23 protein-coding genes are annotated in these 19,800 nt (G+C 69.1%); 10 read left to right on the forward strand and 13 right to left on the reverse strand.

What is annotated here, in order from left to right; translation table 11 throughout:
* Position 1 precedes the first annotated feature (1 nt).
* Positions 2–289, reverse strand: a complete 288-nt coding sequence (gatC, locus tag QQK83_RS11755; RefSeq protein WP_284264428.1) for an Asp-tRNA(Asn)/Glu-tRNA(Gln) amidotransferase subunit GatC — start codon at positions 287–289, stop codon at positions 2–4.
* 154 nt (positions 290–443) lie between these two features.
* Here gatC and QQK83_RS11760 point away from each other — a divergent pair, with 154 nt between their 5' ends.
* Positions 444–1,139 carry a metal-dependent hydrolase gene (locus tag QQK83_RS11760; RefSeq protein ID WP_284264429.1) on the forward strand — a complete coding sequence of 232 codons (696 nt, stop codon included), beginning with the start codon at positions 444–446 and terminating at the stop codon, positions 1,137–1,139.
* Positions 1,140–1,226: 87 nt separating this feature from the next.
* Here the strand turns inward: QQK83_RS11760 and QQK83_RS11765 are convergent, their stop codons facing one another.
* From QQK83_RS11765 to QQK83_RS11795, 7 genes are all read right to left on the reverse strand, one after another.
* Positions 1,227–1,733 carry a GNAT family N-acetyltransferase gene (locus QQK83_RS11765; RefSeq protein ID WP_284264430.1) on the reverse strand — a complete coding sequence of 169 codons (507 nt, stop codon included), beginning with the start codon at positions 1,731–1,733 and terminating at the stop codon, positions 1,227–1,229.
* Positions 1,734–1,818: 85 nt separating this feature from the next.
* Positions 1,819–1,986 carry a 50S ribosomal protein L33 gene (rpmG, locus tag QQK83_RS11770; RefSeq protein WP_008885060.1) on the reverse strand — a complete coding sequence of 56 codons (168 nt, stop codon included), beginning with the start codon at positions 1,984–1,986 and terminating at the stop codon, positions 1,819–1,821.
* 99 nt (positions 1,987–2,085) lie between these two features.
* Positions 2,086–3,369, reverse strand: a complete 1,284-nt coding sequence (gene chrA, locus QQK83_RS11775; RefSeq protein WP_284264431.1) for a chromate efflux transporter — start codon at positions 3,367–3,369, stop codon at positions 2,086–2,088.
* Positions 3,370–3,551: 182 nt separating this feature from the next.
* Positions 3,552–4,004: a type III secretion system chaperone gene (locus QQK83_RS11780; protein ID WP_284264432.1), complete on the reverse strand. Its 453-nt coding sequence runs from the start codon at positions 4,002–4,004 to the stop codon at positions 3,552–3,554.
* 364 nt (positions 4,005–4,368) lie between these two features.
* Complete coding sequence (locus tag QQK83_RS11785; RefSeq protein WP_284264433.1) at positions 4,369–5,028, reverse strand: hypothetical protein; 660 nt, start codon at positions 5,026–5,028, stop codon at positions 4,369–4,371.
* 162 nt (positions 5,029–5,190) lie between these two features.
* Entirely contained in the window at positions 5,191–5,973 is a 783-nt protein-coding gene (locus tag QQK83_RS11790) for a Bax inhibitor-1/YccA family protein (RefSeq protein ID WP_284264434.1), read from the reverse strand.
* A gap of 177 nt (positions 5,974–6,150) precedes the next feature.
* Positions 6,151–6,372, reverse strand: coding sequence for a hypothetical protein (locus QQK83_RS11795; protein WP_284264435.1), 222 nt, complete (start codon positions 6,370–6,372; stop codon positions 6,151–6,153).
* Positions 6,373–6,494: 122 nt separating this feature from the next.
* Between QQK83_RS11795 and QQK83_RS11800 the strand changes: the two genes are divergently transcribed.
* Positions 6,495–7,349: a LysR family transcriptional regulator gene (locus QQK83_RS11800; protein WP_284264460.1), complete on the forward strand. Its 855-nt coding sequence runs from the start codon at positions 6,495–6,497 to the stop codon at positions 7,347–7,349.
* A gap of 9 nt (positions 7,350–7,358) precedes the next feature.
* Here the strand turns inward: QQK83_RS11800 and QQK83_RS11805 are convergent, their stop codons facing one another.
* On the reverse strand, positions 7,359–8,318 hold the full coding sequence (locus QQK83_RS11805) for an NADPH:quinone oxidoreductase family protein (RefSeq protein ID WP_284264436.1): 960 nt from the start codon (positions 8,316–8,318) through the stop codon (positions 7,359–7,361).
* A gap of 314 nt (positions 8,319–8,632) precedes the next feature.
* Here QQK83_RS11805 and QQK83_RS11810 point away from each other — a divergent pair, with 314 nt between their 5' ends.
* The 4 genes from QQK83_RS11810 (at position 8,633) to QQK83_RS11825 (ending at position 11,910) form a co-directional block, all read left to right on the forward strand.
* The gene (locus tag QQK83_RS11810) at positions 8,633–9,016 is read left to right on the forward strand and encodes a helix-turn-helix domain-containing protein (protein WP_284264437.1); all 384 of its coding nucleotides are present in this window, start codon (positions 8,633–8,635) and stop codon (positions 9,014–9,016) included.
* An 81-nt stretch (positions 9,017–9,097) separates the two neighbouring features.
* Entirely contained in the window at positions 9,098–9,922 is an 825-nt protein-coding gene (gene hisN, locus QQK83_RS11815) for a histidinol-phosphatase (RefSeq protein WP_284264438.1), read from the forward strand.
* Positions 9,915–11,258 carry an 8-oxoguanine deaminase gene (locus QQK83_RS11820; RefSeq protein WP_284264439.1) on the forward strand — a complete coding sequence of 448 codons (1,344 nt, stop codon included), beginning with the start codon at positions 9,915–9,917 and terminating at the stop codon, positions 11,256–11,258. Before hisN ends, QQK83_RS11820 begins: the two co-directional genes overlap by 8 nt.
* Before the next feature lie 187 nt (positions 11,259–11,445).
* Positions 11,446–11,910, forward strand: a complete 465-nt coding sequence (locus QQK83_RS11825) for a CAP domain-containing protein (protein ID WP_284264440.1) — start codon at positions 11,446–11,448, stop codon at positions 11,908–11,910.
* A 64-nt stretch (positions 11,911–11,974) separates the two neighbouring features.
* Here QQK83_RS11825 and ilvC read toward each other — a convergent pair whose 3' ends face one another.
* On the reverse strand, positions 11,975–12,997 hold the full coding sequence (gene ilvC / locus QQK83_RS11830) for a ketol-acid reductoisomerase (protein ID WP_284264441.1): 1,023 nt from the start codon (positions 12,995–12,997) through the stop codon (positions 11,975–11,977).
* Positions 12,998–13,135: 138 nt separating this feature from the next.
* Here ilvC and QQK83_RS11835 point away from each other — a divergent pair, with 138 nt between their 5' ends.
* From QQK83_RS11835 to QQK83_RS11845, 3 genes are all read left to right on the forward strand, one after another.
* A complete protein-coding gene (locus QQK83_RS11835; RefSeq protein WP_284264442.1) occupies positions 13,136–13,591 on the forward strand; it encodes an Lrp/AsnC family transcriptional regulator in 456 nt (151 codons plus the stop codon).
* Positions 13,588–14,046, forward strand: coding sequence for an Lrp/AsnC family transcriptional regulator (locus QQK83_RS11840; RefSeq protein ID WP_284264444.1), 459 nt, complete (start codon positions 13,588–13,590; stop codon positions 14,044–14,046). Before QQK83_RS11835 ends, QQK83_RS11840 begins: the two co-directional genes overlap by 4 nt.
* A gap of 132 nt (positions 14,047–14,178) precedes the next feature.
* Positions 14,179–15,309, forward strand: a complete 1,131-nt coding sequence (locus tag QQK83_RS11845; RefSeq protein WP_284264448.1) for an aminotransferase class V-fold PLP-dependent enzyme — start codon at positions 14,179–14,181, stop codon at positions 15,307–15,309.
* A 15-nt stretch (positions 15,310–15,324) separates the two neighbouring features.
* Here QQK83_RS11845 and QQK83_RS11850 read toward each other — a convergent pair whose 3' ends face one another.
* The gene (locus QQK83_RS11850; protein ID WP_284264450.1) at positions 15,325–16,530 is read right to left on the reverse strand and encodes a UbiH/UbiF family hydroxylase; all 1,206 of its coding nucleotides are present in this window, start codon (positions 16,528–16,530) and stop codon (positions 15,325–15,327) included.
* Between the two features lie 117 nt (positions 16,531–16,647).
* On the reverse strand, positions 16,648–17,292 hold the full coding sequence (locus QQK83_RS11855; protein WP_284264452.1) for a pyrimidine 5'-nucleotidase: 645 nt from the start codon (positions 17,290–17,292) through the stop codon (positions 16,648–16,650).
* Positions 17,293–17,391: 99 nt separating this feature from the next.
* On the opposite strand from QQK83_RS11855, the gene QQK83_RS11860 reads away from it, so the two are divergent.
* A complete protein-coding gene (locus QQK83_RS11860; protein ID WP_284264454.1) occupies positions 17,392–18,042 on the forward strand; it encodes a GntR family transcriptional regulator in 651 nt (216 codons plus the stop codon).
* Here QQK83_RS11860 and QQK83_RS11865 read toward each other — a convergent pair.
* The coding region (locus QQK83_RS11865; protein ID WP_284264456.1) for a glycosyltransferase family 2 protein at positions 17,985–19,800 on the reverse strand (1,816 nt) is incomplete at its 5' end. The two genes, QQK83_RS11860 and QQK83_RS11865, sit on opposite strands and share 58 nt — an antisense overlap.

Here is a 19,800-nt window from a genome sequence, read left to right on the forward strand (position 1 = left end):
GTCACTCCACCACCTTGGGAACGGCGAAAAAGCCCTCGCGCGCGTCGGGCGCATTGGACAGGACCTGCGCCTGCCGGTCGCCGTCGGTCACGACGTCGTCGCGGCGCTTCAGGCGCATCGGTTCGACGCTGACCATCGGCTCCACGTCATCCACGTCCAGTTCCTGAAGCTGCTCGATGAAGCCGAGGATCGCGTTGAATTCCGCGGCCAGCGCGGGCAGCTCCGCGTCTTCCACGCGGATGCGGGCGAGCTTGGCCACCTTGGCGGCGGTTGCACTGTCGATGGACATGGATCGGGGCCTCCTCGTCGGGGTCTGCCGCGGTTTAGCCGCGTGCAGCAGCGCCCGCAAGGCGCAGGCGCGGGATTCGCGCGGCCCCCTTTCGCCGAACGGCGCGCCGGGTCTATCGTGAGGGTCGGGACGACGTGCAACAAGGGAGCGAGCGATGAACTACACATGGTTGGGCCACGCCGGCCTGCGGCTCGAGATCGGCGGTCAGGTGCTTCTGATCGACCCGTGGGAGAGCGGGAACCCGATGTTTCCCGCCGACCGCCGCGACGCGGTCCTGGCCGGGGTGACGGCGATCTTCGTCACCCATGGCCATTTCGACCACGTCAACGGCGTGCCGGCGCTGGCCCGCGAGCTGGGGGTGCCGGTCTACGGCATGGTCGAGCTGATGAGCTGGTGGTCCGGGACCGAGGAGGGGATCGAGACCAACGGCTTCAACAAGGGAGGCACCGTGCGGCTGGGCGAGGTGGCGGTCACCATGGTTCACGCGGTGCATTCCTCGTCGGTGGGCCGCGAGGGCGCGCCGGTCTACATGGGCGAACCCGCGGGCTACATCATCGAGGGCGAGGGCCGCGCCGTCTATGTCTCGGGCGACACCGACGTGATGGCCGACATGGGGGTCTGGGCCGATATCCACGCGCCCGACGTGGGGATCCTCTGCGCGGGGGGGCATTACACGATGGACATGACGCGGGCGGCCTATGCGGCCTCGAAGCTGTTCCGCTTCAAGACCGTGATCCCCTATCATTACCGGACCTTCCCGCTGCTCGCGCAATCGGCGGATGCGATGAAGGCGGCCCTGCCGGGGGTGAGGGTGCTCGCCCCCGAACCGGGCGAGACCGTCGCGCTGTGAGCGACCCAGCCTCTTGCAAGAGGCTGTGCAGGCCCTTGCAAGGGCCTGCCGGGCAAGATCCTTGCAAGGATCTTGCCCGCGCTCGTGTCACAGGATGCGCTCCATCTCGACCGCGGGGAAGGTGATGCCGGGGCGCAGCGCGACCAGGATCTCGCCGCGGGCGCGGAAGCCCATGGCGCTGTAGAAGGGCACGGCCGTGCGCGTGGCCTGCGCGATCATCCGCTCCACGCCCGAGGCCAGCGCATCGGCCAGCGCGCGGGTGACGATCGCCTGCGCCAGCCCCTTGCGCGTGTGATCGGGGTGGGTCGCCATCGCCCGCACATGGCCGATCTCGGCCCGTCCGACCCCACCCTGGGGCGGCGAGCGGCTCCAGCCGCCCACGGCCAGCGCGCGGCCTTCGTCATCCTCGGTCACGTAGTAGCTGCCCGAGCGCAGCAGCACCGGGTTCGCCCGGCTGATCAGCGGCAGCGCGGTCACCAGCACCGAGGGCGCGTAGTCGCGCTTGAGCAGCGTGCGGTAGCTTGCGGCGATCAACGCATCGACGGCCGCGAGGTCAGCGGCGGTGGTGGGTCTGAGGGTCAGCTCTTCGGCCATCTTCCCGGCCTTTCCTGCGAGACGAAAAACAAAAGGGCCGCGTCGGTCTCCCGGCGCGGCCCTCAGGTCGGATATGAAAGGCGGATTACTTGATCTTGCCTTCCTTGTATTCGACGTGCTTGCGCGCCACCGGATCGTACTTTCGTACGGTCATCTTCTCGGTCATGGTGCGGGCGTTCTTCTTGGTCACGTAGAAGTGGCCCGTCCCGGCGGACGAGTTGAGGCGGATCTTGATGGTCGTCGGCTTCGCCATGGTCGGGCTCCTGCGGAATATCGGGGCGGCGCGGCGCGCGCGCTGCACGTATCTCTTGAGACGTCGCCTTTTACTTGGGCGTGGCCCCGAGTCAACACCTCAAATCCCGGTTGTGGCCCAGGAAACGACAAGACCTGCCAGCGCCATGATCGGCAATGCCTTGAGCAGGTCCAGCTTCAGGCCCGCCAGCAGCCCCGCCGCCAGCGCCGTCAGCCCGAGGGCGGGGGCGTCGAGGCTGGACCAGACCGGCAGCAGCAGCCCAAGCGGGCCGGCGGTCACCGTCTCGAGCTCGGCAAAGAGCACATGGGCGGCGAACCAGACCGACAGGTTCAGGATCACGCCGACGACGGCGGCGGTGATGGCCTGCAGCGCGCCGGTCAGGCGCGGGCGGCTGGCGATCCAGTCGACGTAGGGCGCGCCCGCGAAGATCCACAGGAAGCAGGGCGCGAAGGTGACCCAGAGCGTGACAAGGGCTGCGGCAAGGCCCAACGGCCAGCCGCCCGCCTGTGCGCCCGCGAGGAAGCCCACGAACTCGGTCACCAGGATCAGCGGGCCGGGCGTGGTTTCCGCCAGCCCCAGCGCATCCATCATCTGCGCGGTGGTCAGCCAGCCGAAACCGGCGACCACCTCCTGCACCATGTAGGCCAGCACGGCATAGGCCCCGCCGAAGGTGACGACGGCGAGCTTGGCGAAGAACAGGCCGATCTCGGCCAGCAGCCCGCCGGGCGCGACGGCCCATAGCATCGCCAGCGGCAGCAGCCAGATCGCCGACCAGAGCGCGACCGTCCGCGCCGTGCCGCGGGCCGAGACGGGCGGCGGGGCGGCCTCGGGCGGGGCGTTCGCCATGAAGGCCGCCCCGATCAGCCCCGCGCCCAGCACGATCAGGGGGAAGGGCACCTGCAACGCGTAGAGCCCGAGAAAGGCCACTGCGGCCAGCGCGTAGGCCAGGGCCCCGGTCAGCGCCTTTTTCGAGACCTTCACCAGCGCCTGCACGACGATCACGATCACCGCGGCCTTGATGCCGAGAAACAGCGCCTGCACCAGCGGCACGCCGCCATGGGCCGCGTAGACCGAGGCCAGCGCAAGAATGACGAAGGCTCCGGGGATGACGAAGAGCAGCCCCGCGATCAGCCCGGCCCGCACGCCGCCGATGCGCCAGCCCGCATAGGTGGCCAGCTGCATCGCCTCGGGGCCGGGCAGGAGCATGCAGAAGCTGAGCGCATTGAGGAACTGCCGCTCGGTCAGCCAGGGGCGGTCCTCGACCAGCTCCTTGTGCATCAGCGCGATCTGGGCGGCAGGGCCGCCGAAGCTCAGAAGTCCGATCCGCCCGAACACGCGCAGCAGGTCGCCCGGTGACGGGCAGGGGGAAGGGGGCGGTGACATCGGCATCCTCGGTGCGCTGGCGAACACCTAGGCGGCCTCCATGTCAGGGCAATGACAGGGCGCGTGAAGGGACATGAAGACGGCCGCATCCGGGGCTGGGCTGCGGCCGTCGCTCGGCCTTGCACCGTGTCATCGCAGCCGTTCGGATGGGGCAGGGCACTCCTGCCGACCCCCGGACCGGCTCAGATCCGGATGATGGTCTCGGCGTCCCCGGCCTGCCCACCCAGGCGTGGATCCGCCACCGGCTGCGACAGCGTGCCGACATGTTCCATCCAGAACGCCGCGTAGCGCAGGAAGGTTTCGAGCGCCGAGGTCACACCGGCCGCGTCATGGCCGGTCAGGTCGAGAGACTTCACGTAGACGACTTCGCCGGTCATGCGGTTGATCGACAGGGCACCGCCTCCGGACTCGTCGGCATTGTAGTTGACCTCGAGCATCCGCGTCGGGTCGGCGCGCAGCTCCGTGGCGTCGCCGAGAACGGCGTGCATCCGCAGCACGCTGCCGTCGGGATCGCCCGACAGGTAGATCTCCTGCCGGTCGTCGATCATCAGGTTGCAGGTGTTTTCGGCGTCAAACGCCAGCGCAGGCAGGCCCATCGCGGTCCCGAGTGTCTTGATGGCTTCGGCGGTTTTCATGTCGGGTTTCTCCTGTTGCGGCGTCTGTCTCGCCGGTTCGTCCAGTGTTCTGTCGGGGTCCCCGGCCGCTTTCCGGGGGGAAGCCGGCCACGGTGTCGGTTCCGGACGTGAAGGGCCCGGCCGGACCGGTCTGCAGGCCGTGGAGGGCGCTGGGGGTCCGCACGGTCCCGCATCACACCGACGGCCAGCCCGTCCAACGCCGCGTGCCCGGGGGCGGCATCGCCGCCTTGCGTCACGGCCTTTCGGTTCGTCGGCGTCGGCCTTGGCATGCCTGTGGCTCCGGCGTGTCCTGTCTCGCGCCAGCGGCCCGGCCCTGCGGGTCTCGCCCGGTCGTGGCGTCTCGTAGGGACCACGGCCAAGCGGCCTACCCGTCCACCGTGTTTTCGAGCATGCTCGACAGGGCGGCATCGAACGCGGCGACCTTGTCGGCGAATTGCCCGCGAAGGTCATCGTTTTCCGCGCGGACCCTGTCACTCGCGCCCCCCAGGTCCGAGGCGATCAGCACATCGACGCGATTTGCGAGGGCTTGGTCATAGACGTTCTTCAGGGCCTCCCCCGTGCCGCCCGGCGCGCCGAACTGCCTCAGGTGGGTCAGGGCATTGCCGGCCTTGTCGTCGGGCAAGCTCCGAATGGCGTCCATGGTCTTTTCGGCGGCAATCCGTGCGACGTCCTCGGGGGCGGCATGCTTCGCAACCACCGTGGTCATCTTGAAGAATTTCTTGGCCGAGGCCTGGTCGTTCGCCAAGGCATCCGCAAAGCCACCGGCCGCCTTCGCCATCTTCTTTTCGGCGGCGCGCTCTTTCTCGGCGGCCCGGCTTTCCTTGAACTCGGCCTTCAGCTTCGAGAAGATATCGCCGATCCCCTTGAAGAACGACTTGATCGCCGAACCCAAGGAGGTTTCCCGGGGCTCCACGCGGGTGTTGGTGATTTGCTCGACGGTGTGGTCGCCGAGCGCACCACCGGCCCGAACTGCGTCCATCCCCTGCAGGTGGCTGACCCCACCTCCGATACCGCTCACACTCATCGGCCTGTCCTCTCAAGCTGTTGCACATCCGTTGATGTCCATTCTGGCCGATCGTGCAGCCAAGGCTTGTGTCGGAAAGCACAGGACGCCGGCAGCGGCGTCGGAAAAGGAAAGGGCCGGGGAATGCCCCCGGCCCTTCGCGTCACGCGCGTGCAGCGGATGTTATTCCTGCTGGCCCATGAACATCAGCAGGAACTGGAACATGTTCAGGAACGAGATGTAGAGGCTGAGCGAGCCGTCGATGGCGGCCTTGTCCAGCCATTCCTGGTCGCCATGCGCGGCATGGGCCACGTAGGTCGACTTGATCTCCTGCGTGTAGAAGGCGGTGAGGCCTGCGAAGATCAGGATGCCGATGGCCGAGATGGCGAACATCATCGCGGGCGACTGCAGGAAGATGTTGATGATCATCGCCACGACAAGGCCGATCACCCCCATGATGAGGAAGGTGCCCATGCCCGACAGGTCCTTCTTCGTGGTGTAGCCCCAGAGGCTGAGGGCCGCGAAGGCGATGGCGGTCACGAGGAAGGTCTGCACGATCGAGTAGGAGGTGAAGACGAGGAAGATCGAGCTCATCGACACGCCCATGACGGCGGCGAAGGCGAAGAAGCCCAGCGAGACCGCGGCGGCCGAGCCACGGCGCATCAGTGCGCCCCAGCCGAACAGGATGAAGGCGAGCGGGGCGAACATCACCACCCAGCGCAGCGGCGTGGTGTAGAGCAGCTCGCCCAGGCCGGTCAGATACTGCCCTTCGCGCAGCGCGACGGTGGCGCCGGTCGGGTCCGCCGTGACGGCGAGGTTGGCGATGGCCCATGCCGCGGCTGCCGTGATCAGCATGCCGCCCGACATGGTCCCGTAGACCTTGTTCATGTGGGCCTTGAGGCCCTGATCGATCTCGGCGGCGCGGGCACCCGAGATGCCGGCCCGGATCGTCTGGTAGTCAGCCATGTATCCCTCCTGAGAATAGCTTTGGGTCGGGCCGCCGCGCAGTGCGCGCGCGACCCATCCTTGGAGTGGAATATTGGCAACTGCGCCCTGTTTTTCAAGCAAGTCGCGCCACGATGCGGGATCGTGGCGCGATAGTTTTTTCCAATCGAACGGATCGGGCGGCGCTGGCCGCGCCTTTCAGCGCAGGCCCTGGAGGTGCAGGTCCCAGCCGGGCAGCACAGCGGCACGCGGTGCGCCGGGGGCGGCAAGCCCGGCATCGCGCCGCTGCCGCGCGTCGAGGCGGCGCAGCTGGCGCTCGGTCCGCAGCGCGGCCAGCCGCGCAAGGAACCGGGAGAAAAGGGCGGGCATGACGGCGCGATCCATGGCGACCGCCCCATGCGACGCCATGAGATTGGCCATCGGGGTCTTCCTTTCGTGTTGCGTGATTCAAAATCCGGGGGAGATTTCGAGACTTGATATATCGACGGGCTTGTGCATTTTGAAAACGAATATTTTTGAGCTTTCAGATCACAAGGTGTGATGTGCCGCGCAATCTCGACCTGACCGCCCTGCGCGCCTTCGTCGCCGTCGCCGACGCGGGTGGCGTGACCAAGGCCTCTGGCTATCTCAACCTGACGCAATCAGCCGTCTCGATGCAGCTCAAGCGGCTGGAGGAGATGCTGGGCGTGGGCCTCTTCGACCGCTCGACGCGGCGGCTGATCCTGACCGGCGCGGGCGAGCAGATGCTGGGCTACGCCCGCCGGATGCTGGAACTCAACGACGAGGTGCTGACGCGGCTCACCGCCTCGGATTACGAGGGCGAGCTGACGCTGGGTGTCCCGCATGACATCGTCTACCCGGCAATCCCGCAGGTGCTGCACCGGCTGGCGGTGGATTTCCCGCGCGTGAAGGTGCAGCTGATGTCCTCCTACACCGAACGGCTCAAGCGCATGTTCGCCCGCGGCGAGCTGGACGCGATCCTGACGACCGAGGCCGATTGCGACGCGCGCGGCGAGACGCTGATCACCCGGCCGCTGGTCTGGGTCGGCGCCGAAGGCGGGCAGATGTGGAAGCAGCGCCCGCTGCGGCTGGCCTTCGAGCATGCCTGCATCTTCCGCAACTCGGTGCAGGCGGCGCTCGACCGGGCGGGCATTCCCTGGGAAATGGCGGTCGAGTCCGACTCGATCCGCACCGTCGAGGCCTCGGTCAGCGCCGACCTTGCGGTGCATGCCTGTATCGAGGGAACCGAACCCCCCTACGTGGAATGCGTGAGCCATGGCGGCGCGCTGCCCGCGCTGCCGGAGATCCGCATCAACCTCTATCGCTCCGAGCTGAACCAGGGCGCGCCGCTCGATGCGTTGGTCGAGCTGACGCGCGCGGGGTTCCGCAGCCTCTGAGCGGGCCTGTCAGATCGTGACCACGACCTTCCCGGTGCTGGCCCGGCTGCGCAGCAGCTCAAGCGCGCTCTCCGCGTCGCCCAACGGGAAGGTCGCGCTGACATGGGGCGCGATGCGGCCCGCCTTGAACAGCGCCACCAGCTCGGACAGGCTGCCGGTCAGCGTATCGGGCGCAAAGGCCAGGTAGCCGCCCCAATAGACCCCCATCACCGTGATGTTCTTCACCAGCAGGATGTTCGCCGGCACCTGTGGCACCGCGCCGCTGGCAAAGCCGATGCTCAGGATGCGCCCCTCGGTCCGGGTCGCGCGCAGCGCCGCGTCGAACGCCGCGCCGCCCACCGCGTCAAAGACCACGTCCGCCCCGCCCAGCGCCTTGACCTCGGCCCGGATGTCGGCGCTGTCGCTGTCGATCAGGTGGCGCGCGCCGGCCCTGGCGGCCACGGCCAGCTTCTCCGGGCCTCTCGCCACGGCGATCACCTCGGCGCCCGCCAGCGCACCCAGTTCCACCGCGGTCAGCCCGACGCCCCCCGCAGCCCCCAGCACCAGCAGCCGCTCGCCCGCCTTGAGCTTCGCGCGGTGGTGCAACGCAAGATGCGAGGTGCCATAGGCCACGAGAAACGCCGCGGCCTGCGTGAAGGACATGGCATCCGGGATCGGCACGGCGCGGGCGGCGGGAAACACGCCCCACTCGGCCAGCCCGCCATGGCCCGCGAAGACCGCGACACGCGCCCCGACCGCGGGGGCGGTCACACCCTCGCCCAGGGCCTCGACCGTGCCCGACACTTCCATCCCCAGCGTGAAAGGCGCAGGCGGCGTGTCCTGGTAGGTGCCCCGCACCATGAGGAGATCGGCGAAATTCAGGCCGCAGGCGGCGATCCGCACGAGGATCTCGCCCGGACCGGGCTCGGGCCGGGGCAGATCCGTCAGCTGTGGCGGCTGGCCGCTCTCGGTCACCTGGAATGCGCGCATGGCCAGTGCTCCTGCCTTGGGGTCGCTTGCGGAGGCCAGCCTAGCGGGCGCATCGCGGCTTCGCCAGAGCGGCTGGCGCAAGGCTTGCTGGACACGCAAAGGGCGAGTAGACTGCCCGTTATGCGTGCGAAGCCGGGTTGCCCGATGGGTCAACATGCCCTTCATGCGAGAATGCGGCCTTTCCAAGTCGCCAAAGGATTGATCCGGCCCATCGCCGCGCTACCTCTGGCCTGTCGCGGGGTTCCGCGAGGCCTTGCGGTCCATTGTTTCGGGGATGGGCGCGGGGGTTGGTTTGGCAAGAACAGGAGGGGGTCGTGAAGCACCCTGTAGACGTCCATGTCGGAAAGCGAGTCCGGCATCGCCGCTGGATGGTCGGGATGACACAGCAGCAGCTGGCCGAGAAGGTCGGCATCAAGTTTCAGCAGATCCAGAAATACGAGACGGGGATGAACCGGATCAGCGCCTCGCGGCTCTGGGACATCTCCGAGGCGCTGTCGGTGCCGGTCGCCTATTTCTTCGAAGGCATGGACGGGGCCGAAGCCGCGCAGGCGGCCGATGCGGGCCAGTCGGCGCTGCCCGGAGACATCCTCGCCGACAAGGAGGCGTTGGAGCTTGTCCGCTCCTACTACGCCATCCCCGAGACCCAGCGCAGGCGCCTGTTCGAACTGGCCCGCGTTCTGTCGGACGCTGCCGCCTGACGGCAGCCCCGGCTTGACCCCGGACAGGGGATCGTGTCCCTTCCGCCCTGCGTCCAGACCCGCAGTTGCCGGAAGCCCAAGATGACCGATCCCCTGCCCGGAGCGTCCCTCTCCGAGACGACCGACCTGATCGCCACGGCCCATGCCATGGCCGATGCCGCGCGCGCGGCGATCCTGCCGCATTTCCGCAACGCTGGGCTTGCCACCGACGACAAGGGCGTCGGCCGCTTCGATCCGGTGACCGAGGCCGACCGCGCCGCCGAGGCGGCGATGCGCGCCGTTCTGGCCGAGCGCCGCCCGCATGACGCCATCCTCGGCGAGGAAGAGGCCGCCACCCCCGGCATCACCGGCCTGACCTGGGTCATCGACCCGATCGACGGCACCCGCGGCTTCATCTCGGGCACGCCCACATGGGGCGTTCTGATCGCGCTGTCGGACGCGGACGGCCCGAGTTACGGCATCATCGACCAGCCCTATATCGGTGAGCGCTTCGAGGGCGGCTTCGGCCGCGCCCGCGTCACCGGCCCGCAGGGCGAGGCGCCGCTTGCGACCCGCGGCACCGCCGATCTGGCGCAGGCGACGCTTTTCACCACCTTCCCCGAGGTCGGCACCCCGCCCGAGCGCGCGGGGTTCGAGGCGGTGCGCGACCGCGTGAAGCTGACGCGCTACGGGATGGATTGCTACGCCTACGCCCTGCTTGCCGCGGGGCAGGTGGACCTCGTGATCGAGGCGGGCCTTGCCGCTTATGACATTTCCGCCCCAATCGCGGTGATCGAGGCCGCGGGCGGCGTCGTCACCGATTGGAAGGGCCGCCCGGTGCACGAGGGCGGCCGCGCGCTGGCCGCGGCGAACCCGGCGCTGCATGCCGCGGCGCTGGCCCTGCTCAAGGACGTGCCCGATGCCTGAGACGCTGCTCAGGAACGCCTCTGTCGTCGTCACGATGGATGACGCGGGGACCGAGCTGGCCGAAGCCGACATCCTGATCCGCGACGGCGTCATCGCCGCGGTGGGCCACGGGCTGCGGACGGCGGGCGAGGTGCATGACATGGCCGGTTGCGTCGTGACGCCCGGCCTCGTGAACACCCATCACCACCTCTACCAGTCGCTCACCCGCGCGGTCCCCGGCGCGCAGAACGCGGCGCTCTTCGGCTGGCTGCAGACGCTCTACCCGATCTGGGCGCGCTTCACGCCCGAGCACATGCGCGTCTCGGCCATGACGGGGTTGGCCGAGCTGGCGCTCTCGGGCTGCACGATGTCGTCCGATCACCTCTATCTCTACCCCAACGGCTCGCGGCTCGACGACACGATCGAGGCGGCTGCGGCGATCGGCCTGCGCCTCCACGCCACGCGCGGGGCCATGTCGATCGGCGAAAGCGACGGCGGCCTGCCGCCCGACAGTCTGGTCGAGGACGAGGCCGCGATCCTGACCGATTGCCTGCGCGTGATCGACGCCTTCCACGACCCCGCGCCGGGGGCGATGATCCGCGTGGGCGTGGCGCCCTGTTCGCCCTTCTCGGTCAGCCGCGAGTTGATGCGCGACGCCGCCGTGCTGGCGCGCGACAAGGGGGTGATGCTGCACACCCACCTGGCCGAGAATGACGAGGATATCGCTTATTCGCTCGAGAAATTCGGCTGCCGCCCCGGTCAATACGCCGAGGAGCTGGGCTGGACCGGGCCGGATGTGTGGCACGCCCATTGCGTCAAGCTGGACGGGGCCGAGATCGACCTGTTCGCGCGCACACGCACGGGGGTCGCCCATTGCCCCTGTTCCAACTGTCGGCTTGCCTCGGGCATCGCGCCGGTGCGCGCCATGCGCGACGCGGGCGTGCCCGTGGGCCTCGGCGTCGACGGATCGGCGTCGAACGACGCGGGCAACCTCGTGGCCGAGGCGCGGATGGCGATGCTCTTGCAGCGCGTCGCCTCGGGGCCGGGGGCCATGTCCCCGCGCGAGGCGCTGCGCATCGCCACCCGCGGCGGGGCCGAGGTGTTGGGCCGCGGGGCCGAGATCGGGCAGTTGGCGCCGGGCTACCGCGCCGACATCGCGGTCTGGGATGTGAGCGGGGTGGAGGCCGCGGGCAACTGGGACCCCGCGGCGCTGCTGCTGGCCGGGCCGACCCATGTGCGCGACCTTTTCGTCGAGGGGCGGCGCGTGGTGGCCGAGGGGAAGCTTGCCACCGTCGATCTACCCGCGATCCTCCGCGATCAGCGGCGTCTTGCCGAGGGTTTGGCGCGCGGAGAGTGATGGAAAGCCGACCCTCGGCGCGGTCCATGTCCCGTATCGACGCCCCGAGATTGCACTATTCCATCCTGTCCCCGGATTTATCCACAGCCACACGGTCGCGCTGCGCGCGCGGGGCATCCCGCCTCTTGTGCGACTCTGACCGCGGGCGCATCCTTGGTCAAAACAACACCAACCCGAGGCAGATACCATGATCCGACGCAGTCTCATCCTGTGCCTTGTGGCGGGGCTGGCCGCCTGTGCGCCCGGCCCCGGAACCGAGCGGTTGTCGGCGGGCGCGACCGTCGACATCGCGTCGGCTGGCACGCAGCTCTCCACCCGTCGCGCGATGCGCGGCATCCTGCGCCCCCTGATCCACTCGCCCGCCCTTCAGGCGGCGGCGCAGGCGCAGGCCGACGACCTCGCCACCGCGGAACGGCTGGGTCATATCGGTGCGGATGGCTCGACCCTGTCGGACCGGTTGCAGCGTGCGGGCTTCGAGGCCTGTGCCGCCGCCGAGAATTTCGCGCAGGGCACCCCCGATATCCGAAGCACCGTCGCCGCCTGGATGGACAGCCCGGACCACCGCGCCAACATCCTCGATCCCGCCGTCACCCAGTTCGGCTTTGCCGGAACCGGGCGGACATGGGTTCTGGTGCTGGCCCGCCCCTGCTGAGCGGAAACGAAAAACGGCCCCGGAACCTCCCCCGGGGCCGTCCATCCCTTGCCTCGGCAGGGGATCAGTTCTTCGACTTGTCGACCATCTTGCCGGCCGAGATCCAGGGCATCATGCCGCGCAGCGTCTCGCCGACCTGCTCGATCTGGTGCGCGTCGTTGATCCGGCGCGTGCCCTTGAAGAAGGGCTGGCCGACCTGGTTCTCCTGCATGAAGTCACGCACGAACTTGCCGGTCTGGATGTCGGTCAGGATCGCCTTCATCCGCGCCTTGGTCTCGTCATAGGGCAGGACGCGCGGGCCCGAGACATACTCGCCATACTCGGCGGTGTTCGAGATCGAGTAGTTCATGTTGGCGATGCCGCCTTCGTAGATCAGGTCCACGATCAGCTTCACCTCGTGCAGGCACTCGAAATAGGCCATCTCGGGGGCGTAGCCCGCCTCGACCAGCGTCTCGAAGCCCATGCGGATCAGCTCGACCAGGCCACCGCAGAGAACCGCCTGCTCGCCGAAGAGGTCGGTCTCGCACTCTTCCTTGAAGTTGGTCTCGATGATGCCCGAACGCCCGCCGCCGATGGCCGAGCAATAGGACAGGCCGATCTCCAGCGCCTTGCCCGACGCGTCGTTGTGGACCGCGACAAGGCAGGGCACGCCGCCGCCCTTGGTGTATTCGCCGCGCACCGTGTGGCCGGGGCCCTTGGGGGCCATCATGATGACGTCCACGCCCGGCTTCGGCTCGATAAGGCCGAAATGCACGTTCAGGCCGTGGGCAAAGGCGATCGCCGCGCCCTCGCGCAGGTTGTCATGGACGTATTTCTTGTAGGTCTCGGCCTGCAGCTCGTCGGGCATGGTGAACATGATGAGGTCGCACCAGGCCGCCGCTTCGGCGATGCCCATGACCTGCAGCCCTTCGCCCTGTGCCTTGGCGGCGCTGGCCGAGCCTTCGCGGAGCGCGACGACGACGTTCTTCGCGCCCGAGTCGCGCAGGTTCAGCGCATGGGCATGTCCCTGGGAGCCGTAGCCCAGGATGGCGACCTTCATGTCCTTGATCAGGTTCACATCGCAATCGCGGTCGTAATAAACGCGCATGTCTCTCTCCTCGTCTGGTATGGCTGTCTCTGGCGCGCAATCTGCCGTCATCTTGGGCGGTGTGATGTATCGGAATTGGCAAATATCGCGCCGTATGTTAGAAAGTCATTCGTCAATTTCATCTTTACAAAAATACGCATGCTCGACGACAGTGACAGGCGCCTGCTTCGCCACCTTCAGGCCGACCCGGCCCAACCCGTGACCCAGCTGGCCGAGGCCGCGGGCCTGCCGCTGGCCACCTGCTACAAGCGGCTGGAGCGGTTGCAGGCCCACGGCGTGCTGAAGGGCCAGCGCGCGACGATCCACTGGCCCGCGCTGGGCTATGCCGTCGAGGTGAGCCTGCGCATCACGCTCGACAAGACCGACCCGCGCGCCTTCGACACCTTCCTCGCCGCCGCGCGCGAGGTGCCGGAAGTCGTGGAGATCCAGACCTTCCTCGGCCGCGTCGATGTGCGCCTCGCCGTCATCGCCCGGACCATGCCGCATTACCAGGAGATCTACCGCGACCGCATCCTGACCCTGCCGCATATCGCCGATATCGAGGCGCTGATGCAGGTCGCCACGATCAAGAACCAGCAGACCTTGCCGCTGTGATCGACCTCGACGCCACCGACCGCGCCATCCTGCGCGCCCTGCAGGCCGATGCCACGCTCAAGGCCTCGACGCTGGGCCGCCGCCTCGGCCTGTCGCAGCCTGCGACATGGCGGCGGATGAAGCGGCTGGCCGAGGCCGGCGTGATCGGCGCGCGGCGGCTCGATCTCGACCTCGAGAAGCTGGGCTTCGGGGTCACGGTGTTCCTGGGCGTGAAGCTGGGGCTGAAGGGCCGCGTCAGCCTCGAGGATTTCGAGCGCGCGGTCTCGGCCATTCCCGAGGTGCAGACGGTCGAGCATGTGCTGGGCCTGTATGATTACCGCCTGCGCGTGGTCGCCCGCGACCTGCCCGATTTCGAGCGCGTGCTGCGCCGCCGGATCATGACCCTTCCGGGCGTCGGCAACGTCGAGGCGAACGTGCTTTTGTCCGAGGAACGCCGCCCCGGCCCGCTGGGCTGACGCGGATCGGAAACGCCCGCGCCGATCCGCGCCGCGCTGGCTGCCGCCCACCCGGCCCCGCGACGAAACACGGGCTAGGCGGCCCGTGCGCATCCCGCTACCCCAAGGGTCAAGGAACAGGAGGATGCGCCGATGACCGCCTTGCTCGATACCGTCGATCCCGACGGGCTGCTGGAATATTCCGTGGTCTTCACCGACCGCTCGCTCAACCACATGTCGGGGGCCTTCGGGCAGGTGATGCGCGACATCTCCGGCATGTTGAAAGAGGTCTACGGCGCCGCCCATGTCGCGCTCGTGCCGGGCGGCGGCACCTTCGGGATGGAGGCCGTCGCCCGCCAGTTCGCGGGCGGGCAGGATGTGCTGGTGGTGCGCAACGGCTGGTTCTCGTTCCGCTGGTCGCAGATCCTGGATGCGGGCGGTTTCGCGGGCGAGGTCACGGTGATGAAGGCCCGGCCCACCGGCAACAGCGCGCAATCCCCCTATGCGCCGGCGCCCATCGACGAGGTCACGGCCAAGATCCGGGAGACCCGCCCCGGCATCGTCTTCGCCCCCCATGTCGAGACATCGGCGGGCGTGATCCTGCCCGACGCCTATATCACGGCTCTGGCCGAGGCCGCGCATGAGGTCGGCGCCCTGATGGTGCTCGACTGCATCGCCTCGGGCTGTGCCTGGGTCGACATGGCCGAGACCGGGGTCGACGTGCTGATCTCCGCCCCGCAAAAGGGCTGGTCGGCGCAGCCCTGCGCGGGGCTCGTGATGATGTCCGACCGCGCCAAGGCGCGGCTCGACGAGACGCAATCGACCAGCTTCGCGGGCGATCTGAAGGCCTGGGCCAACATCATGGCGACCTACGAGGCGGGCGGGCACGCCTATCACGCCACCATGCCCACCGACGCGCTGCGCGTCTTCCGCGACACGATGCTGGAAACCCGCGACTACGGGTTCGACAGGCTGAAGGCGGCGCAATGGGCGCTGGGCGACGGGGTGCGCGCGATGCTGGCGGCGAAGGGCGTGAAATCCGTCGCGGCCGAAGGCTATGGCGCGCCCGGCGTGGTGGTCTGCTATACCGACGATCCGGCGATCAAGTCCGGCGCGGCCTTCATGGCGCACGGGATGCAGGTCGCGGCCGGCGTGCCGCTGCGCGTGGACGAGCCCGAGGATTTCATGACCTTCCGGATCGGCCTCTTCGGTCTCGACAAGCTCTATGACGTGCCCGCGGCGCTGGCGCGTTTGCAGGCGGTGGTCGACCGCGTCTTTCCCTGAGCTTGAACCCGGGCCTCAGCCCGTGGCCCCCAGCCCCGCGCGCATCATCACGCGGCGCACGGGGGCCACGGAATAGATCGCGTTCAGCGCCCGCAGCCGCAGGTCACGCAACCCCTGCGCCTCGGCCATCGAGGCGCGGTTGAGCGCATCCACCCCCGTCACCCGCGCCAGCACCTCGGCATGCCGCGCGCGGTGATACTCTCGCAGCATCGCCCGCGTGCCCGGATCGTCGCGGTGCGCCTCGGCCAGGTCCACGAGCACGCGCATGTCGGCGAGGCTCATGTTCAGCCCCTGCGCCCCGATCGGCGGGACCACATGGGCGGCCTCGGCCACCAAAGCCGTGCGCTCGCCCTCCATCCGGTCGGCGATCTGGGCGATGATCGGCCAGACCGTGCGGCGGCTGGCGAGTTTGAGCGGCCCGAAAAGATGCGCGGAGCGCTCCGTCATCTCGGCCTCGAACTCGGGTTCTGGCAGGGCGGCAAGTCGCTTCACCTCCGGCCCGCGCTCCATCCAGACGATAGCCGAGGACGGCCGCCCCTCGTGATCGGGCAGCGGCACCAGCGTGAAGGGCCCGCCCGAGCGGTGGATCTCGGTCGAGACATTCTCGTGCGGGATCGGATGGGTGACGGCAAAGGCCAGCGCCTTCTGCCCGTAGCGCATGCTGCGCAGGCCGATGCCGAGCGCCTCGCGCACGGGGCTGGCGCGCCCGTCAGCGGCGATGACCAATTTCGCGGCGATGCGCGCGCCGTCGGTCAAGGTCACCCGCGCCTCGGCCTCGCGCGTCAGCACCTGAGCGGTGCCGGTGCCGGGGCAGAAATCGACGTTCGGCAGGGTGGCCAGGTGCCCCACCATCTCGCGCCGCAAAAGCCAGTTGGGCAGGTTCCAGCCGAAGGGCAGCTCGGAGATGTCGGCGGCGTTGAAGTCATGCGCGACGCGCGCCTCTGCCCGCTCGCCGCCCGCATCCACGATGCGCATGACCTGCAGCGGCATCGCGTGCGGCGCAAGCCGGTCCCACAGGCCCGCGCGGTCGAGGAAATCGCGCGAGGGCTGCAGGAAGGCGGTGGTCCGCAGGTCGGCCCCCTCGGTCGCGGCCTCGGTGATCGGGGGCGCGGGGTCCGCGCAGATGACGGAAAAGCCCGCGGCCCCGAAGGCCGCCGCGGCGGTCAGGCCGGCGACGCCGCCGCCCGAGATGAAGATGTCGGTCTGTTCCAATGCGCTCATGCGCCGAAGCTAGGCCGCGCCGCCCATGGCGGCGACGCGACAGGCTGTCTCAAGCGCGGGCAGGTTTTTCGTACGAAAAACCTGTGGTGCGAAAATTCGTACGAATTTTCGGGTTCTTCACACCAGCCGCGCGAGAAACGCGCCGAGGTCGGCGGTGTGATGCTCGATGAACTCCGCGGTCTCCGCCTCGGGCGCCACATGCACCGTGCGCATCCCCAGCGCATGCGGCACGCGCAGGTTGCGGGGATCATCCTCGAACATCGCGGCGCGGTCTGGGGCGAGCCCGTCGAGCGCGAAGACCGTCTCGAAGGCGTCGCGCTCGGGCTTGGGGATCAGCCGCGCATGTTCCACCCCGTAGACTGCATCGAACAGCCCGTCGAGCCCGCGATGGTCGATGACCCGGCGCGCGTAGGGCTCGGTTCCGTTGGTGTAGACGATCTTGCGGCCGGGCAGGGCGGCGATGGCCGCGGCCAGCCCCGCATCGGGGACCAGCACGGTGAAGTCGATCTCGTGGACCTCTTCGAGATAGGCGCCCGGATCGACGCCGTGATGCCGCATCAGCCCCGCCAGCGTCGTGCCATGGTCGCGCCAGTAGCGGTGGCGCAGGGCATCCGCCTCGGGCTGATCGACGCCGAGCGCGCGCATGACCCAATCGGTCATCCGCACGTTGATCTGGTCGAAGAGCGCCATCTCGGGCGGGTAGAGCGTGTTGTCGAGGTCGAAGACCCAGGTCTCGACATGGGAAAATCTGTCGCGCGGCATGGGGCAGGGGTAGGCCCTCGGCGCGGGCGGCGCAAGTCTGGACAGGCCCGCCGCCGCCGCCTAGCGTGGCGCGACGACATTCAAGGACCAAGCCCGCCCATGGCCACCAAGACCCCGCCCGATCCGCACAAGGATGCCTATGCCCTGATCCTCGATGCGATCGACCAGGGGACCTATCGGCCCGGCGACCGGCTGGTCGAGTCGGAACTGGCCGAGCGCTTCGGGGTCAGCCGCACGCCGATCCGCGAGGCGTTGCAGCGGCTCGAGACGCAAAGCCTGCTGACGCGCGACGGGCGCTCGCTGATCGTGGCCTCGCTCGACCATGCGCAGATGGCCGAGCTTTACGCCGTCAGGCAGGAGCTGGAGGGGCTGGCCGCCAAGCTGGCCGCCCAGCACGCAGCGGCCGAAGAGGTGCAGGTGCTGCGCGAGATGGTGCAGGCCGATCACGCGCTTCTGGACGACCCGCAGGCGCTGGCGCGCGCGAACCGCCGCTTCCATCACCAGATCCATCTGGCCAGCCACAACCGGTTCCTCGTGCAGCAGCTCGACCTCGTCTATCGCTCCATGGCGCTTATGGCGCGCACCTCGCTTGCCGCGCAGGGCCGGGGCGAGAAGGCGCTGGCCGAACATGCCGAGATCGTCGAGGCCATCGCCGCCCGCGATGGCGACCGCGCCGCCAAGGCGCTGAGGGATCACCTGTCCATCGCTTTCGTCGTCCGCCTCAAGGAAGAGGCCCAGGCCCCTCGCTGAGCGGGCGGCGCGGCGATGCCGCCGAAGGCGCCATGCTCGGTCTTGGCCCACCAGAAGGGGCGCAGCAGCATCTCGGCAAAGGCGCGCCACGCCGAGAGCGTGGCCAGCAGGAAATACAGCTCGGACAGCAGGATGAACGGCCGTAGCCCGCGCAGGTGCTGCGCCCGCGTGGCCCGGAACGCGATCGCCACCGACAGGCAGAGGCTTGCGACGAAGCCGGTCGCAAGGATGCCGTAGCCCATCGGCCCCACGGTGGCATCGAGCGGATGGGCGAGGCCGAAGGGCTTGACCATCAGCGACCACAGCAGTGGTGCCACGAGAAACCCGGCCACGGCGAAGAGGATCTGGACCTGCATCGCCACGAAGCGCACCGGCCCGAGATCGCGCCACAGCGCCCGCGGCGCGCGCATGGCGACGGCCCATGTCAGAAGATACCCCTTTTGCCAGCGAGCGCGTTGCCGGATCCAGGGCAGGACGGCGGCATTCGCCTCTTCGAAGGTGGTGGTATCGAGAAGCTCGGTCCGGTAGCCGTGACGCGCCAGCCGCAGGCCCAGTTCCGCATCCTCGGTCACGTTGTGCGCGTCCCAGCCGCCCACACGCTCCAGCGCCTCGCGGCGCAGGAACAGCGTGGTGCCCCCCAGCGGCACGAACAGGCCCAGCCGTTCGACGCCGGGCAGCAGCACCCGGAACCAGACCGCGTATTCGATGGCGAAGAGCCGAGACAAGAGGTTGTGGCGCGCGTTGTAATAGTCGAGCCGCCCCTGCAGGCAGGCCGTCTCGGGGCCGCGGGCGGCGAAGCGCGCCGCGACGCGGGCAAGCTGGTCGGGGTCGGGTCGATCCTCGGCGTCGTAGATGCCGATGATCTCGCCTTTCGCAAAGCCAAGCGCGAAGTTCAGCGCGCGCGGCTTGGTCCGGGGCTGGCCCGGCGGCACCGTGATCACCCGCGTCCAGGGAGGGAGGGGCGTGTCGGCCAGAACGGCGCGCGTGAGCCGGTCTTCCTCCTCGACCACCAGCAGGACATCGAGGCGCTCGCGCGGATAGTCCAGCCGCCCGAGGCGGCGTAGCAGGGTCGTGGCGATGTCGGGTTCGCGGTAGAGCGGCACGAGGATCGAGATCACCGGCAGCGCGGCCCCCCCCGGCGCATCGCGGGGGGGCTCAGTGCCCTGCGCGGCGCGATCCGCCCGCAGCGTCGCGGCAAAGGCAAGCGCCTTGAGCGCCGTGTTGCCCGCGAAGATCAGGAGGGCCAGCCCGAAGAGCAGCGCCGTCACCGCCGCGGGCCAGGCCAGCGCCGCAAGCCCCGTCGCGGCCAGCACCGCAAGCAGGGCCGGGGCCGCGGTCTCGGGCCGCCAGCCGCGGCAACTGACACCCTGGGGGGCCTGCCCCTCGGCGAGGCGCGCCATGCGCTCGCCGTAAAGCGCGATCTGCGCGTCGGTGACGGCGGCGCGCGGTGCGATGGTCAGGGCGGCGCGGTGATCGGGGGGCAGGTCCAGCGCCGCGAGGATCGCGTCGGCGCGGTCCGGGCGAGGCGTTGCCACGATGACGATCCGCCCGGCGCGGCCGACCGGCACCGCATCGAGACGCAGCGCATCCTCGGCCGACAGGCAGGGCGCGAGCCGCGGGTCGAGCGGCTGGCGCGACAGGTCGGCGATTCCGATCCCATGCACCTCGGCCTGCGCCGAGAGCAGCTCGGCCTCGGTCACGGCGCCACGGGCGAGCAGGATATCCCCCAATGGCCGGTCGAGGCCGTGCCGGGCGGCG

The organism is Roseicyclus amphidinii (assembly GCF_030163755.1).
In the GTDB taxonomy this organism is placed as follows: Bacteria; Pseudomonadota; Alphaproteobacteria; order Rhodobacterales; family Rhodobacteraceae; genus Roseicyclus; species Roseicyclus amphidinii.